This is a genomic window from Facklamia sp. P13064, from assembly GCF_050409425.1.
GTDB lineage: Bacteria > Bacillota > Bacilli > Lactobacillales > Aerococcaceae > Facklamia.
In genome coordinates this window covers 1-14,952 of the sequence record NZ_JBNUPM010000006.1, presented here as the reverse complement: position 1 = coordinate 14,952, position 14,952 = coordinate 1, and the positions used below count along the sequence as shown (strand labels likewise).

The following is a 14,952-nucleotide window of genomic DNA, read 5'->3' as shown; positions in this document are numbered from 1 at the left end:
GTTATTATGAAAAATAGAGCTTGGAAATTACTTTTTACTTATATCCTTTTCTATCTTATCACCCCCGCTATTGCTCTTGCCTTAGGTGTGGCAGAAGAGTCGATACCATGGGTTTTACTAGTCAGTATGCTAATTATTTGCTTTGTTGCTTGGTACTTGTATGGAAAATATACAATGGATCAATGGCAGCGATTACTCCAGCAAACTAGTTGGAAGAGTCTTTTAGGTAAAACTATACTTTGCTTCTTAATTATTGGCATTGTACGTATTATCCTACTTAGTCTAATTGAGCCTTATATAGACTTGGAGGGTATGGGGGCTAATCAACAAGCCATCCAGGATTTAATTGGGAACGTTCCTAGTTATTTCACTTTCTTTATGTTAGTTATTTTTGCTCCTTTTGTGGAAGAACTAATCTTTCGTCAAGCCATCATCGGTCCCTCAGTCCACAAAGGCAAATCGTTCAAATGGTCAATGACAATCTTATCGATTTTACTATTTACAGGAGCGCACATGGCTACTTTAGCAGATGCTGTCATCTATCTTCCGTTGACTTTAGGTCTCACTTATTTTTATTGGAAGTATCAAGCCAATGTAGCGGCATCCATGAGTTTTCATTTTATCAATAATTTGATTGCTTGGATTACGCTTACTTTTTTCACCTAGTTATAGTTTTAGCTAAGGTGCCCACTTGATAGGCTGATAGCCTTTTTCAATTAAAAAGGAATTGGTTTTCGAAAAAGGCTTGGATCCAAAAAAGCCACGATAGGCTGCTAGGGGGCTCGGGTGACTGGACTTGATCACTCGATGCTTGGAACGATCTATCAACTTTTCAAGTGATTGTGCTTTTTTACCCCAGAGAATAAATATAAGAGAGTTTGGATGATGATTAAGGCATTGAATGATTTGGTTGGTGACGAATTCCCATCCGATTCCTTGGTGAGAGTTCGCTTCACCTGCTCTGACGGTTAACACGCGATTTAATAACAGCACTCCTTGTCTCGCCCAGTCTGACAGGTCTGTTTCTTTTCGGATAGGGACTTTGAGATCATCTGATAATTCTTTAAAAATATTTTTCAAAGAAGGAGGCACTGACTGGCCCTCATTCACTGAAAAAGCCAAGCCGTTGGCTTGATTAGGACCATGGTAAGGATCTTGTCCAATAATAACTACCTTAGTATCAAAATATGGACACAGCTCTAAAGCTTTAAAAACTTCTACTGCTGGTGGATATATGACAGCCTCTTCCTGGTTTAAATAATTGTTTAATTGATTCAGGACAAGCGATTGTTCTTGCTTGTCTAAACAAGCTGTCCAATCGGCTGCGATTTCTTTTAAATCAGCTAATTGATACATAAAAACACCTCTTTCTTTTATTATCATTGTAATTTAAAAGTATACAAGTAGAAAGCAGTTGATTTATCTTTTATAAACTAATGGTATAATTATAATAAGTATTTTATTAGGAGGTTCAAAATGAAGAGTAAGACAGAATTAAGAAAAGAAATTTTTGCAAAAAGAGCCCAACTTACAAGTGAATATCGTCGCTTTGCCGAAGAAAAAATTTATCAACAGCTTTTCCAACTGGATGAATATAAAAAAGCAAAAAAGATGATGGTTTATTATTCTACTGATGAAGAAATGAACACTCATCCCATCATTCAAAGAGCATGGAAAGACGGAAAAACAGTGGGTATTCCTCGAGTTTTCCCTGGTCGTGTCATGGAAGCCTTAGTATATAAAGAAAATTCTCCTCTAGAAAGATCCGCTTTTGGAATCTTAGAGCCAGAAAAAATCAGTCAAAGACTTGAACCAGAAGACATCGACCTTATCATTATGCCATGCGTAACTTGCAATAACCGTGGCGAACGCCTTGGTTATGGCGGAGGCTACTATGATCGTTACTTACTTAGAGCTAAAAATGCCTATTTAGTTCTACCTTATTATGCCCAATTACAATACGATGACATTCCTACAGAAGACCATGACAAACAAGTTGATATGGTGATGACTGAAGAAGGCACTTACCTTATCGATTAAAATGAAATAGATTGCATATTTTAAGATTTAAAGCTATCATAAGCATAGTAAACGTAAAGGAGTAATGGAATGAATTCACAACAATTTGAACAAATTAAAAACGGCAAAGGTTTTATCGCTGCGCTTGATCAATCTGGTGGATCCACACCAAAAGCTTTAAAGGCATACGGAGTAAACGAGGACCAATATTCAAATGAAGATGAAATGTTTGATAAAGTTCATGAAATGCGTAGACGTATCATGACTGCCCCTTCTTTTAGCAACGAAAAAATCTTAGGCGCTATTTTATTTGAACAAACAATCGATCGTGAAGTTGAAGGCAAAAAAACAGCTGACTATCTTTGGGAAGAGAAAAAAGTAGTTCCTTTCCTTAAAGTGGACTTAGGACTCATGGAAGAAGCAGATGGTGTTCAACTAATGAAACCTATCACCCTTCTTGATGAATTGTTAGAAAGAGCTAATGAGCGTCATATTTTTGGAACAAAAATGCGTTCTACTATTAATTCATATTCTGAAGTCGGAATTAAAGCAGTTGTTGATCAACAATTTGAAATTGCTAAACAAATTATTGCTGCAGGACTCGTTCCAATTATCGAACCTGAAGTAAATATTCATGCAGAAGATAAAGAAAAGATCGAAGCAAAATTAGCTGAAGAGATTCTGGCTCACTTAAACAAATTGGAAGAAAATGAATTAGTGATGCTTAAAATTACTATCCCTACTAAGCCTTCTACCTATGAAGAAATTGCCAACCATCCAAATATGGTAAGAGTCGTTGCTTTATCAGGTGGATATCCTACCGAGGAAGCTAATGCCCGCTTGAAGAAAACACCTAACTGCATCGCTTCATTCTCCCGTGCTCTTTCACAAGATTTAAGAGCCAGTCAAAGTGATGAAGAGTTCAATCAAACTATTAAAGAAGCCATCGATGGTATTTACGATGCTTCAGTTAACAAAGCTTAAATATTAGGTTTATACATAAAAAGCTAACCTCAAATGAGGTCAGCTTTTTATTTGGCTATTATTTATTCTGCTTCCATGAACTGTTCTTCATTTAATGCTACTTGAACTCGCTCTTGATTACCCATGGCTAATTTCACCTTAGCTTCAGATAAGCCTTGGATAAAAGCTTTATAGTATCTAGCTTGAACGACTAACATGTCATCAACACTCTTGGACCATATCCTTATTTTATAAATCAAACGTCCTTGTGAGTCACGAAAGACTCCTAAAAATTCTGGAGCACGTAAAATCAACTGATCATCTTGTGGCACTTTTAAATAGATTTCTTGAAGCCGAGCTTCAAGCTGATCTATATTTTGTTCAGGATAAATGAACAAATCAATATCCACACGGATACTATTGAGTGAGAGATTGGACATTTGAGTAATACTGCCGTTGGGAATGAAATGATGAATTCCATTGTAATCACGGACGACCGTATTTCTTAAACCAATGGAATAAACGGTTCCACTGTAGCCATTAATATCTACCGCATCCCCAACATCAAATTGGTGTTCCAAGAGAATGAAGAAACCATTAACAACATCTGAGACTAAATCTTTAGCACCCAAACCAATGGCTAAACTGACAATTCCAGCCCCAGCTACTAAAGTACCAACTGGAACACCCATGATACTTAAGACCGTATAGGCTAAAAAGAAATAAAAAAGATATTGAACCAAGTTAGTCAATAAACGACTAATTGTATGATTGCGTGCTTTTTTAGCAAAGCGAATACGTGAAGACCTTTTACCCAGAAAGTAACTCTCAATCATTTTAATTAAAACTTTTTTTAAAGTGTAAAGTAGAATGACTGAGAAAATGATTTTAAATAAGCTAATCAAAATATCTTGTGATAGCTGAATAATATCAATTTCCGTTCGGAATTGTGTGACGATATCTGAAATAAAGTCCATAGCCAACCTCCTAATTTATATCCTTAAAATGAAAATCGATTGAAAACCGATATTTTCATTCTAAAGGAATGCTATGGCTTAAGCAAGTTGACCCCTATGTCTTTACGGTAATAAATTTGATCGAGTGCTTGTTTTGATAGATACTCATAAATTTTGTCTTGTGCTAATTGCTTTGTGTCAGCTAAACAAGTAACCATGGCAATTCTTCCCCCGCTAGAAACAAGTGGGCGGTAAGAAGAAATTCCTGCATAGTAGATTTTCATAGTCTCATCCATAGAAGACTTTAATGAAAACTCAATCCCACGTGTAGGATTTTGTGGGTAACCTTCAGCCGCTAAGATAACTCCCATGCATGCTTTTTCTTCCCTCCACTCCACTTGGGTCTCACGACCATGCAGCAAGTCATTGATCAATTCTGCAAAATCTGTTTTCAATAAAGGCAAGACGACCTGGGTTTCTGGATCACCGAAACGTGCGTTAAACTCAATCACTTTTGGTCCTTCAGCTGTGTTCATTAGCCCTGTGTATAAAACACCATTAAAAGGAGTCCCCTCTTTATCCATAGCCACTAAAGTAGGCTCTACAATCGTTCGAAGGGTTTCTTGATATAGTTCTTCTGAGATATCTTCAACGGGGGCAAATGCTCCCATACCGCCTGTATTAGGCCCCAGATTACCATCTAATAAACGTTTATGATCTCTAGCTGGCAAAGAGTGGCAAACTTTACCTTTATAAACCATTGAAAAGATTGAAAACTCTGGTCCAAGCAAACATTCTTCAATTACGATTCTTTGCTTTGCTGGATCTTTTTCAAAAGCTAATTTAATCGCATTCTCTGCCTCTTCTTTACTTAAAGCAACGGTAACTCCTTTACCTGCAGCTGGCCCATCGACTTTAACTACAATCGGAGTCGACTGGTTATTCAAATAAGCGAGTGCAGCCTCTTGCTCAGTAAAACTAGCATACTGGGCAGTTGGAATCTTATATTTTTGCATTAATTTTTTGGCAAACAATTTAGAACCTTCGATTTGAGCAGCAGCTTTACTTGGCCCAAAAGCAATTTGACCTGCTTGGGTAAAATGGTCAACAATTCCTTCAAATAAAGGACCTTCCGGACCTACAAAAGTCCAATCAATTTGTTCTTGTTTGGCAAAATTGATTAAGTCTTCAAAAGCATTCTCAGCGATGTCTACACAATTTATGCCATCTACTTTCATACCTGGATTGCCAGGAGCACAAAAAACCGATTCGACTAGGGGACTTTTTAACAAATGATAGGCAATCGCATGTTCGCGTCCTCCACTACCAATAACTAATAATTTCATGATTACCTCTTTCTCTTAATGACGGAAATGACGGACTTTGGTCGCTAACATAGCAATACCGTATTCATCGGCTTTGGCAATTACTTCCTTATCACCAATGGAACCACCGGGTTGCACAATTGCCTGAACACCATATTGATGGGCTAACTCAATTGTATCTGTCATTGGTATAAAGGCATCTGAAGCTAATACCATCTTAGAAAAGTCGGCACCTAATTCTTTAGCATGATCCAAAGCAATTTTAGCAGCTCCTACACGGTTAGTCTGACCTGCACCTACACCATAAGTCTGCTGACCATCAGCCACAACAATGGCATTTGATTTAACATGCTTAACCACTCTCCAGGCAAATGATAAAGCCGCTCTTTTTTCATTAGAAGTTGAAACTGTCCCCATTTGCTGCCATTGTTCAGAATCTTCTACTAAACTATCAGCTTCTTGAACTAAAAGTCCTCCACTTATCGAAGTTATTTCTTCAGCATCCATTGAAAGGTCATCCATGTCTAATTGAAGTACACGCACATTCACTTTTTGCTTGAGGATTTCTAAAGCTCCCTCTTCAAAAGAAGGCGCAATAATAACATCAAGAAACATGGAATGAAGCGTTTCAGCTAATTTAATTGTTAAGGTCCGATTCACAACCACAATGCCTCCAAAAATAGAAATTGGATCTGCTTGACGGCATCGATTAAAAGCTATCTCTATTGTTTCAGCAACCGCTATACCACAAGGATTCATGTGTTTAACTGCCACTGCACATGCTTGATCTGGAAATTCGCGGATCATTTTGATAGCGGCATCTGCATCGCGTAGATTATTATAAGATAAAGGCTTACCATTTAAAACTTTGGCATGAGTAATAGCATAAGAAGATGTGATTGGTTTTTGGTAGACAGCTGCTTTTTGATGAGCATTCTCACCATATCTTAAATCATACATCCGATCATAAGTTAAGGTAAGTGATTCAACTGGTGCAATTTGACCTTCTTCTTCCACTTCAGCAATTTGATTAGCCAAATAACTGGCAATCAAAGCATCATAAGCTGCCGTGTGAGCAAACACTTTTTGAGCCAATTGTTGACGAGTAACAGCCTTAGTCTGACTTTGACTTTCTAATTCTTCAATGACAACAGCATAGTCTCTTGGATCTACAACAACGGTGACAGATTGATAATTTTTAGCTGCAGAACGGATCATACTCGGTCCTCCAATATCAATCTGTTCAATTGCTTCTGCTAAAGTCACTTCTGCTTTTTTAATTGTTTGCTTAAATGGATAAAGATTAACAATAACAAAATCGATGTACTCAATTTCGTGATTTTTAACCGCTAGTTGATGGTCTTTATTATCTCTTAAAGCCAGTAAAGCTCCGTGAATTTTTGGATGCAAGGTCTTCACTCTACCATCCATCATTTCAGGAAAATTAGTCACTTCCTCAACAGCCGTTGTCTTAAGTCCAGCTTCATCAAGAAAACGTTTGGTCCCTCCTGTTGAGATAATCTCAACTCCTTGAGCAATTAAGGCTTTCGCCATTGGTAGCAGACCTGTTTTATCCGAAACACTTATTAATGCACGTGACAATTTACTCCACTCCTTTAAGAAATTCTTTTACAACTTGAGGATATAATTGATGTTCTACTTGATGGATTTTTTCCTCAAGATCCACTAATTTTTCGCCTTCTTCAATCAAAACTTTCTTCTGACCTAAAATTCTGCCTGTATCGATTCCTCGGTCCACTAAATGAACAGTCACTCCTGTTTCTTTAACCCCAGCTCGGTAGGCATCAGCGATGCCGTGTCGACCAGGAAAAGCAGGAAGCAGTGAAGGATGAATATTGAGTATTCGATCAGGATAAGCTTCTAATAAAGGTGGACCAATGACACGCATGTAACCTGCTAATAGAATGTAATCAATCTGATAATCCTGCATCTGTATTAATAGAAAATTTTCATAGTCTTCTCGAGTATTAAAGTCTTTTGGACTGGCCACTAAAGTAGTTATGCCCAATTTGTTTGCTCTTTCCAATGCATAAGCTTGATGATAGTCTGAAAATAATAAGACAAATTCAATGTCAGGTCGATCCTGGCATGATTCCACTAAAGCCTGAAAATTAGAACCTGACCCTGATGCAAATACTGCAACTTTCATCCTTCCCCTCCTTACTAGTTGAAAATAACTTCTTTATCTCTTTTCTCAACCACTTGACCAATTTCATAGGCGTTTTCTCCAAGTTGGTCTAATCTTTGTTTTACTTCCACTACTTTTTCAACATCTACTGCTAGGACCATACCAATCCCCATGTTAAAAATTTCATACATTTCTAAGGATTCAATTTTTCCTAAAGCTTGCATTTGATTAAAGATTGGTAACACTGGCCAAGAGCCTAAATTAATCTCACAAGCTAAATCCTCTTGCATCATCCGTGGTAAGTTTTCGACAAACCCTCCACCTGTAATATGGGCTATTCCGTTAATTAAACCATCTTTAACCAATGGCATGACCGTTTTGACATAGATTTTTGTTGGAACTAATAAAGCTTCAGCTAAGCTTTGGTCAGCGCCTTCTAAAACTGGCTCCGATAATTGATAATCATGTTGATTGAAGAAGATGTCACGGACTAAAGAGAAACCATTGGAATGAATGCCTGATGAAGCTAAACCAATTAGAACATCTCCTGCCTTGACCTGATTACCCGTAAGCAATTCTTTTTTCTCGGCTATTCCGACAGTAAATCCTGCCACATCAAAATCTTTCTCATCATACATACCAGGCATTTCAGCTGTTTCTCCACCCACTAAAGCGGCTCCTGCTTGAACACAACCTTCAGCAACCCCTGCTACTATTTGCTCGACTACTTGAGGATCATTTTTACCCACCGCAATGTAGTCAAGGAAAAATAAAGGTTCTGCACCCTGAGCCACCACATCGTTGACGCACATGGCTACACAATCGATACCAATTGTATCGTATTTTCCTGCTTGAATAGCGACCATTAATTTGGTACCGACCCCGTCTGTTCCACTTACTAAAACCGGTTCTTGATATGAAAATTTTGAAAGATCAAACGCTCCACCAAAGCCACCTAAATGAGTTAACACTTCAGGACGTATGGTTCTTTCGACATGCTTTTTCATTCTTTTAACCGCTTCATATCCAGCGTGCACGTCTACTCCTGCACGACTATAAGCATTTTCCTTCGTCAACTTATTTCCTCCTAATCATTAATCTTCAACAATGCGTTCTAATTCTGCAAGATATTCTTTTTCAAAATCATGTAGAGCTGTCGGATAATCTCCATTAAAGTATGCCATACATAATCCTTTATAAGGAGCATCTGATTGAAGGTCAATAGCTGAAACTAAACCCTCTTCACTGAGATAGGCTAATGAATCAGCATCGATAATCTTTTCAATTTCTTTTAGTGTATGGTTGGCCGCAATTAAATCGCGCGTATTCGAAATATCAATACCGTAAAAACAAGGATGTTTAAGTGCGGGTGACGCAATGCGTACATGAACTTCCTTAGCACCTGCGGCTTTTAATAAGCCAACAATTCTTTTAGACGTTGTCCCTCGAACGATGGAATCATCTACCATCACAATACGTTTTCCTTCGACAACTTTGCGGACTGCTGAAAGCTTCATCCTTACACCCCGCTCTCTTAGTTCTTGGGTTGGTTGGATAAAAGTTCGTGCAATATACTGGTTCTTAATAAGACCCATTTCATAAGGAATACCAGCTTCCTCTGCATAACCTGAGGCAGCCGAAAGTGATGAATTGGGAACACCAATTACAATATCAGCTTCGACCGGCTGTTCTTGGGCTAGTTTTTTTCCTGAATTCTTGCGAGCTGTATGTACGTTGATACCATGTATGTTCGAATCCGGTCGAGCAAAATAGATAAACTCCATCGAGCAAATAGCTTGTTGACGGCTTTCTGTATAATATTCTTTTTGGATACCTTCATTATTAATGGAAACCACTTGACCTGGTTCCACATCAAATAGATAAGAAGCACCAATTTGGTCTAAAGCGCACGACTCAGAAGCCATTACATACCCACCATTAGGCATTCTTCCTACAATCAACGGTCTAAACCCATTGGGATCACACACTCCAATTAATTCTTCTTCAGTAAGGAACAGATAAGTAAAACCTCCTACCACTTGCTTTAAAGATTCTTTTAACTTTTCAATGAAGCTTTCTTTTTGAGAGCGACGAATCAAATGCATAATTACTTCACTATCAGAAGTGGTATTAAAAATAGAGCCTTTTTTCTCAAGTTCCACTTTTAAAGTGTGAGCATTGACTAAGTTTCCGTTATGAGCCATGGCAACCGGTCCATCATTGAAATGAAAGACAAGGGGTTGGATATTATTAATATCATTAAGACCGGCAGTTGCATAACGTACATGACCTAAGGCAGCATCTCCAGGTAATTCTTCTAATTTTTGACGGCGATTAAAAACTTGATTCACTAAACCAAAGTCACGATGAGCTAGCATTTCATCGCCATTAAGGACAGCAATTCCCGCCCCTTCTTGACCACGATGTTGAAGGGCATGTAGACCATAGTAAGCATCAAATGCGGCATCTTTTTGATTCCATAAACCTATTAGACCACATTCTTCATAGGGTAAATCGAATATATCATCGGTGATTTCAGTAGAGACGACTTCTTGGCCTCGGATTACTTCCCTCTTAAAAGACATGGTATAGCTTCCTCCCATAGTTGTTGCAAGTCTGAGCGTTTGGCATCAATAAATTGATCTTTGGCTTGAATTCGAATTCGATCTTTATCGGTTACTTGACCGATTAAAGTGAATTGGTCTTTAAATTCAGCTTCAAACGCTGCTTTTTGATCAGCTCTTACAGAAACAATAAAGCGTGAACCGTTCTCTGCGAATAAATGACTAGCTGGTAGGTCCACTTTTACTTCTAGACCTAAGTCCGTATTAAATGCTGACTCCGCTAAAGCAACAGCTAATCCACCTTCAGAAAGGTCATGCGCAGAAGCAAGATATCCTTTTTGGATAGCCGCGGCAACAGTCTCCTGGTTGGCCTTTTCAGCTGCTAAATCATAGTCAAACAAAGGACCTTCGATCTTACCTAGCATCATTTTTTGTAATTCAGATCCATTAAAGGCATCTGTCGTATGACCAATCATGTAAATAGCATCTCCAGCTGCTTTAAAGAATTGAGTAGTTACTTTTTCGATATCTTTTATTAGTCCAACCATACCAATCATTGGAGAAGGATAGATTGCTTGACCATTTGTCTCATTATAAAGTGATACGTTACCAGAAATAACTGGTGTATCTAATTGACGGCAGGCTGCTGCAATACCATCAGCTGATTTATCTAATTCATAAAAGACTTCTGGCTTTTCTGGGCTTCCAAAGTTTAAACAGTCAGTAATTGCTAAAGGTTTTCCACCTGAAGCTACGATATTTCTAGCTGCTTCTGCTACAGCCATTTGGCTACCAATTTCCGGATTGAGATAGATGTAACGTGAATTATAATCAGCAGTCATAGCAATCGCTTTTTTAGTGCCACGAATTCTAACCACTGCTGCGTCTGAGCCTGGCCAGACTAAAGTAGAGGTTCGAACTTGCGAGTCGAAAGTATCGTAAGCTACTTTTTTAGAAGCGACTGTTGGCTGTTGTAAGATATCTTTTAATGTTTGGGTCGCATTATCAATTTGTGGTTGGAATTGTCCCTTATCTGCCCATTCACGAATACGCTCTGGTACTTGACCTTGATTGTTATACACCGGTCCATCTCCTAGCGAATTAACTGGTAAGTTGGCTACTTCTTTACCTTGATGCATCAAGCGGTATTGACCATCCCCAGTAACTTCACCAATCACTACAGCGTCTAGATCATATTCTTTAAAGACATTGATAATTTCTTCTTCCATACCACGCTTGACACATAAAAGCATCCGTTCTTGCGATTCAGAAAGCATCATTTCATAAGGAATCATGCCCGTTTCTCTTTGAGGAACTAGGTCAAGGTTTAAAGTTACACCTGTGCCAGCTTTTTCAGCCATTTCTGAAGACGAAGAAACTAAACCAGCCGCACCCATATCTTGAATACCCACTAAAGCTTCTTTATGGTTGTAGATAACTTCTAAACAGGCTTCCATCAGGAGTTTTTCCATAAATGGATCTCCTACTTGAATAGCTGAGCGTTCAGATTCCACTTCATCGTCAAATTCTACTGAAGCAAAAGTTGCTCCATGAATACCATCGCGCCCTGTCTTTGCTCCTACGTAAACAATAGAGTTTCCAATTCCTTGGGCTTGACCTACTTGCATATCTGCATGGTCAATTAGACCTACAGACATCGCATTTACTAAAGGGTTTCCTTTATAACAATCATCAAAAGCAATTTCACCGCCTACTGTTGGAATCCCGATTGAATTTCCATATCCAGCAATTCCGGCGACTACTTCTTCGAATAAATAGCGCATACGGTCATTATCTAACTCCCCAAATCGTAAGGAGTTCAATGATGCGATGGGACGAGCTCCCATAGAGAAGATATCTCTTAAGATACCGCCGACACCAGTTGCTGCTCCTTCATAAGGTTCAATAGCAGACGGGTGATTATGACTCTCAGCCTTAAAAACAACAGCTTGTTGGTCACCAATATCGACAATACCTGCCCCTTCACCGGGTCCTTGAAGAACTTGTGGACCATCTATTGGAAACTTCTTAAGTACTTGCTTAGAGTTTTTATAAGAACAGTGTTCAGACCACATCACGGCATAAAGGCCTGTTTCAGTAAAATTTGGTTGACGTCCTAAAATATCTTCTTTGATATGTAAGTATTCTTCATCCTTTAATCCCCAATCACGGTAAATTTTACTTGTTTCTACTTCTTGAGGAGAAAGTTCCTTTAATTTAGCCATGTTGCACCGCCTTTGTTTGATAGTGATTAATCATTGATTGAAAGACTCCAATACCATCTGTACCATTAATTATTTCTTCAACTGCCCGTTCTGGGTGTGGCATCATGGCCATCACATTGCCTTCTTTATTAGAAATCCCAGCAATATTTGCAATCGAGCCATTCGGGTTTTCTCCTGCATAACGGAAAAGAATTTGGTTGTTTTCTTCTAATAATTTAAGTTCATCTTCTGAAACGACATAATTCCCCTCACCATGAGCGATTGGAACGGTAATAATCTGTCCTTCTTCATAGGCATTTGTAAAGGCAGAACCTGCATTTACAACCTCTAGAGGCTGTTTTTTTGACACAAATTTTAAAGAAGTGTTACGAATCAAAGCACCTGGCAGAAGTCCTGCTTCTGTTAATATTTGAAACCCATTACAGATACCAATGACTAATTTGCCTTCATTAGCAAACGCTTTAACAGCTTGCATCACGTTAGAATGAGAAGCAATCGCACCACAGCGTAAATAATCACCAAATGAGAACCCGCCAGGTACTAGGACTGCATCAAAACCTTCTAAGGAATCAGCCTTATGACTAACATATTCTACTTCTTGCCCCATGACATCTTTGATAGCATGAAAGGCATCTAAATCACAGTTAGAGCCTGGGAATTGAATGACTGCAAACTTCATCCTATTCCACCTCCGTAATTGTGTAACGATAAGATTCCATTACCGGATTAGCTAAAATTTTATCACAGATTTCCTCAACTAAAGTCTCAATTTTTTCTTGTCCTTTTTCAATTTTTAATTCAAAGTATTTTCCTTGACGAATTTCTTTAACCTGGTTAACTCCCATACGATGAACAGAACCTTTAATTGCTTCACCTTGAGGGTCTAAAATTGATTCCTTATAAGTTACGAATACCTCTACTTTATACATAAGAACAACTCCTTAAATTTTAGATTTTTATGATTTATAAGACCAATTGTCAATCTTTTTTAATGTTTTTAAAATACTCTCAGGATTTTGAGCAAGCTGAGTGATGTGTCCCATCTTACGATCTTGACGCGCTTCCCCCTTACTATATAGATGGAGGTGCCAATCGGGATGATTTGGCCATTGGTCAATCACCATCTCTTGATCTTGTCCTAAAATATTTGTCATTACAACAGGAGATAATAGTTTATTTTGTGGAAGTGTCATACCGCAAATTGAGCGAATATGTAAATCAAATTGTGAATACTGACATGCTTCAATGGTATAGTGACCTGAATTATGTGGTCGAGGTGCCAATTCATTCACTAGAATTTTATCGTCGGCTAGAAACATTTCAATACAAACAATTCCAATTAAGTTCAGTTTATGGGCAATCGTTTTTGCCAGCTTAAAGGCTTGATTGGCCACTGCTTCACAAACACGAGCGGGTACAATCGACTGATGAAGAATATGATTATAGTGAATATTTTCAGACAAAGGAAAAATACGCGTTTGACCTTGTTTATTCCTTACGACCATATGGGATAACTCCATATCGAAAGGAACAAAAGCTTCTAATATACAAGGAGCTGAGTCAATAAGCTGTTTGGCTTCTTCTATATCGTCTTCGCTCTTTAACATGATTTGTCCTTTACCATCATAACCAAAGCGTCTTGTCTTCAAGACGGCTGGGTAATCTAATTGCTCAAGACCTTGCTTAAGTTCTTCATAACTACTAACTGGATAATAATCTGCAACGGGTACACCACTAGTTCTTAAAAACTCTTTTTCTGTTAAACGATCTTGAGTAAGTCTTAAAATTGAAGAACCTTGAGGAAGATATGCTCCCTCTTCTACAATTCTATTAAGCGACTCCAAAGAAATATTCTCAAATTCAAAAGTTAATACATCGACGTGATGGGCGAATTCAGCTAGACTTTTTTGATCATCGAAAGCTGCTTGACAGTGAAAGTCAGCAACTTGAGAGGCTGAACAATTTTGTCCTGGATCAAAAATTCCTACGCGATATCCCATCCGCTTTGCAGATTGGGACAACATTTTGCCCAGTTGTCCGCCGCCGATAATGCCGATAGTAGAACCAGGTTTAATGTAATTATTCAAGTTCTTGCCCACTTTCTATGGACATTTGACGCATCTGTCGGTGGTATTGCTCTAATTTCTGCACTAAAGAAGCATCTTGTAGACTTAAAATTCGGATAGCTAATAGGCCCGCATTTTTTGCCCCTGCCTTACCAATAGCTGTTGTTGCTACCGGAACACCACCTGGCATTTGAACAATGGATAGTAATGAGTCCAATCCATTTAAAGTAGAGCTCTTAATAGGCACACCGATAACCGGCAAGGTAGTTTGACTTGCAACCATTCCCGGTAGATGAGCAGCTCCCCCTGCACCTGCTATAATAACTTGTAGACCTCGCTTGTGAGCATCTTTAGCATAAGCAAACATTTCATCAGGCATACGATGCGCTGACACAACTTTCTTTTCAAATTCGATTCCAAATTCAGTTAGCACTTCTGTGGCTATTTTCATTGTAGGCCAGTCTGATTTTGACCCCATAATGACTCCAACCGATACCATTTCATCGCCTCCTCAAAAGCATAGTAGCACATTAAAAGTGCTTAATAAACCTCGATTCAAACAAACAAAGGCTTAATTATCTTAATGTTCGTGTTTGAAGCAGAATTAAAAACCATGCTTAAGTATTTTAATGATGTGAACCTCAAAAGTTGGAGTTTGTATTTAAACGGTTAATTGAATGGTATA

Annotated in this window: 15 protein-coding genes; 3 read left to right on the top strand and 12 right to left on the bottom strand. The window is 38.4% G+C overall.

Features of this window, described 5'->3' with window-relative positions; translation table 11 throughout:
* The first annotated feature begins 6 nt into the window (after nucleotides 1-6).
* Nucleotides 7-666, top strand: a complete 660-nt coding sequence (locus ACQV2S_RS03670; RefSeq protein WP_428873432.1) for a lysostaphin resistance A-like protein — start codon at nucleotides 7-9, stop codon at nucleotides 664-666.
* A 12-nt stretch (nucleotides 667-678) separates the two neighbouring features.
* Here ACQV2S_RS03670 and ACQV2S_RS03665 read toward each other — a convergent pair whose 3' ends face one another.
* On the bottom strand, nucleotides 679-1,356 hold the full coding sequence (locus ACQV2S_RS03665; protein WP_428885038.1) for a uracil-DNA glycosylase: 678 nt from the start codon (nucleotides 1,354-1,356) through the stop codon (nucleotides 679-681).
* A gap of 120 nt (nucleotides 1,357-1,476) precedes the next feature.
* Between ACQV2S_RS03665 and ACQV2S_RS03660 the strand changes: the two genes are divergently transcribed.
* The gene (locus ACQV2S_RS03660) at nucleotides 1,477-2,040 is read left to right on the top strand and encodes a 5-formyltetrahydrofolate cyclo-ligase (protein ID WP_428875215.1); all 564 of its coding nucleotides are present in this window, start codon (nucleotides 1,477-1,479) and stop codon (nucleotides 2,038-2,040) included.
* 69 nt (nucleotides 2,041-2,109) lie between these two features.
* The gene (locus ACQV2S_RS03655; RefSeq protein WP_428873435.1) at nucleotides 2,110-3,003 is read left to right on the top strand and encodes a fructose bisphosphate aldolase; all 894 of its coding nucleotides are present in this window, start codon (nucleotides 2,110-2,112) and stop codon (nucleotides 3,001-3,003) included.
* A gap of 62 nt (nucleotides 3,004-3,065) precedes the next feature.
* Here the strand turns inward: ACQV2S_RS03655 and ACQV2S_RS03650 are convergent, their stop codons facing one another.
* The 11 genes from ACQV2S_RS03650 to purE form a co-directional block, all read right to left on the bottom strand.
* A complete protein-coding gene (locus ACQV2S_RS03650) occupies nucleotides 3,066-3,959 on the bottom strand; it encodes a mechanosensitive ion channel family protein (RefSeq protein WP_428873436.1) in 894 nt (297 codons plus the stop codon).
* Between the two features lie 71 nt (nucleotides 3,960-4,030).
* The gene (gene purD / locus ACQV2S_RS03645; protein ID WP_428875217.1) at nucleotides 4,031-5,284 is read right to left on the bottom strand and encodes a phosphoribosylamine--glycine ligase; all 1,254 of its coding nucleotides are present in this window, start codon (nucleotides 5,282-5,284) and stop codon (nucleotides 4,031-4,033) included.
* A gap of 15 nt (nucleotides 5,285-5,299) precedes the next feature.
* Complete coding sequence (gene purH, locus ACQV2S_RS03640) at nucleotides 5,300-6,865, bottom strand: bifunctional phosphoribosylaminoimidazolecarboxamide formyltransferase/IMP cyclohydrolase (RefSeq protein WP_428885037.1); 1,566 nt, start codon at nucleotides 6,863-6,865, stop codon at nucleotides 5,300-5,302.
* Between the two features lies 1 nt (nucleotide 6,866).
* A complete protein-coding gene (gene purN, locus ACQV2S_RS03635) occupies nucleotides 6,867-7,433 on the bottom strand; it encodes a phosphoribosylglycinamide formyltransferase (protein ID WP_428885036.1) in 567 nt (188 codons plus the stop codon).
* A gap of 14 nt (nucleotides 7,434-7,447) precedes the next feature.
* Nucleotides 7,448-8,488 (bottom strand): phosphoribosylformylglycinamidine cyclo-ligase, encoded by a 1,041-nt coding sequence (gene purM, locus ACQV2S_RS03630; RefSeq protein WP_428885035.1) that lies wholly within the window; start codon nucleotides 8,486-8,488, stop codon nucleotides 7,448-7,450.
* A gap of 18 nt (nucleotides 8,489-8,506) precedes the next feature.
* Entirely contained in the window at nucleotides 8,507-9,997 is a 1,491-nt protein-coding gene (gene purF / locus ACQV2S_RS03625) for an amidophosphoribosyltransferase (RefSeq protein ID WP_428873442.1), read from the bottom strand.
* A complete protein-coding gene (gene purL / locus ACQV2S_RS03620; RefSeq protein WP_428873443.1) occupies nucleotides 9,976-12,201 on the bottom strand; it encodes a phosphoribosylformylglycinamidine synthase subunit PurL in 2,226 nt (741 codons plus the stop codon). The genes purF and purL overlap by 22 nt, the downstream gene beginning before the upstream one ends.
* A complete protein-coding gene (gene purQ, locus ACQV2S_RS03615) occupies nucleotides 12,194-12,880 on the bottom strand; it encodes a phosphoribosylformylglycinamidine synthase subunit PurQ (RefSeq protein ID WP_428873445.1) in 687 nt (228 codons plus the stop codon). The genes purL and purQ overlap by 8 nt, the downstream gene beginning before the upstream one ends.
* Nucleotide 12,881: 1 nt before the next feature.
* Entirely contained in the window at nucleotides 12,882-13,130 is a 249-nt protein-coding gene (gene purS / locus ACQV2S_RS03610; RefSeq protein WP_428873447.1) for a phosphoribosylformylglycinamidine synthase subunit PurS, read from the bottom strand.
* Nucleotides 13,131-13,157: 27 nt separating this feature from the next.
* Nucleotides 13,158-14,288, bottom strand: coding sequence for a 5-(carboxyamino)imidazole ribonucleotide synthase (purK, locus tag ACQV2S_RS03605; protein ID WP_428885034.1), 1,131 nt, complete (start codon nucleotides 14,286-14,288; stop codon nucleotides 13,158-13,160).
* Nucleotides 14,281-14,766, bottom strand: coding sequence for a 5-(carboxyamino)imidazole ribonucleotide mutase (purE, locus tag ACQV2S_RS03600; RefSeq protein WP_428873449.1), 486 nt, complete (start codon nucleotides 14,764-14,766; stop codon nucleotides 14,281-14,283). The genes purK and purE overlap by 8 nt, the downstream gene beginning before the upstream one ends.
* Nucleotides 14,767-14,952 lie beyond the last annotated feature (186 nt).

Bases quoted from the DNA above. Each gene is read 5' to 3' on its own strand.
- purL (WP_428873443.1), bottom strand. From the start codon at position 12,201: ATGGCTAAATTAAAGGAACTTTCTCCTCAAGAAGTAGAAACAAGTAAA.
- ACQV2S_RS03650 (WP_428873436.1), bottom strand. From the start codon at position 3,959: ATGGACTTTATTTCAGATATCGTCACACAATTCCGAACGGAAATTGAT.
- purQ (WP_428873445.1), bottom strand. From the start codon at position 12,880: ATGAAGTTTGCAGTCATTCAATTCCCAGGCTCTAACTGTGATTTAGAT.
- ACQV2S_RS03665 (WP_428885038.1), bottom strand. From the start codon at position 1,356: ATGTATCAATTAGCTGATTTAAAAGAAATCGCAGCCGATTGGACAGCT.
- ACQV2S_RS03655 (WP_428873435.1), top strand. From the start codon at position 2,110: ATGAATTCACAACAATTTGAACAAATTAAAAACGGCAAAGGTTTTATC.
- purS (WP_428873447.1), bottom strand. From the start codon at position 13,130: ATGTATAAAGTAGAGGTATTCGTAACTTATAAGGAATCAATTTTAGAC.
- purF (WP_428873442.1), bottom strand. From the start codon at position 9,997: ATGTCTTTTAAGAGGGAAGTAATCCGAGGCCAAGAAGTCGTCTCTACT.
- purN (WP_428885036.1), bottom strand. From the start codon at position 7,433: ATGAAAGTTGCAGTATTTGCATCAGGGTCAGGTTCTAATTTTCAGGCT.
- purD (WP_428875217.1), bottom strand. From the start codon at position 5,284: ATGAAATTATTAGTTATTGGTAGTGGAGGACGCGAACATGCGATTGCC.
- purE (WP_428873449.1), bottom strand. From the start codon at position 14,766: ATGGTATCGGTTGGAGTCATTATGGGGTCAAAATCAGACTGGCCTACA.
- ACQV2S_RS03670 (WP_428873432.1), top strand. From the start codon at position 7: ATGAAAAATAGAGCTTGGAAATTACTTTTTACTTATATCCTTTTCTAT.
- ACQV2S_RS03660 (WP_428875215.1), top strand. From the start codon at position 1,477: ATGAAGAGTAAGACAGAATTAAGAAAAGAAATTTTTGCAAAAAGAGCC.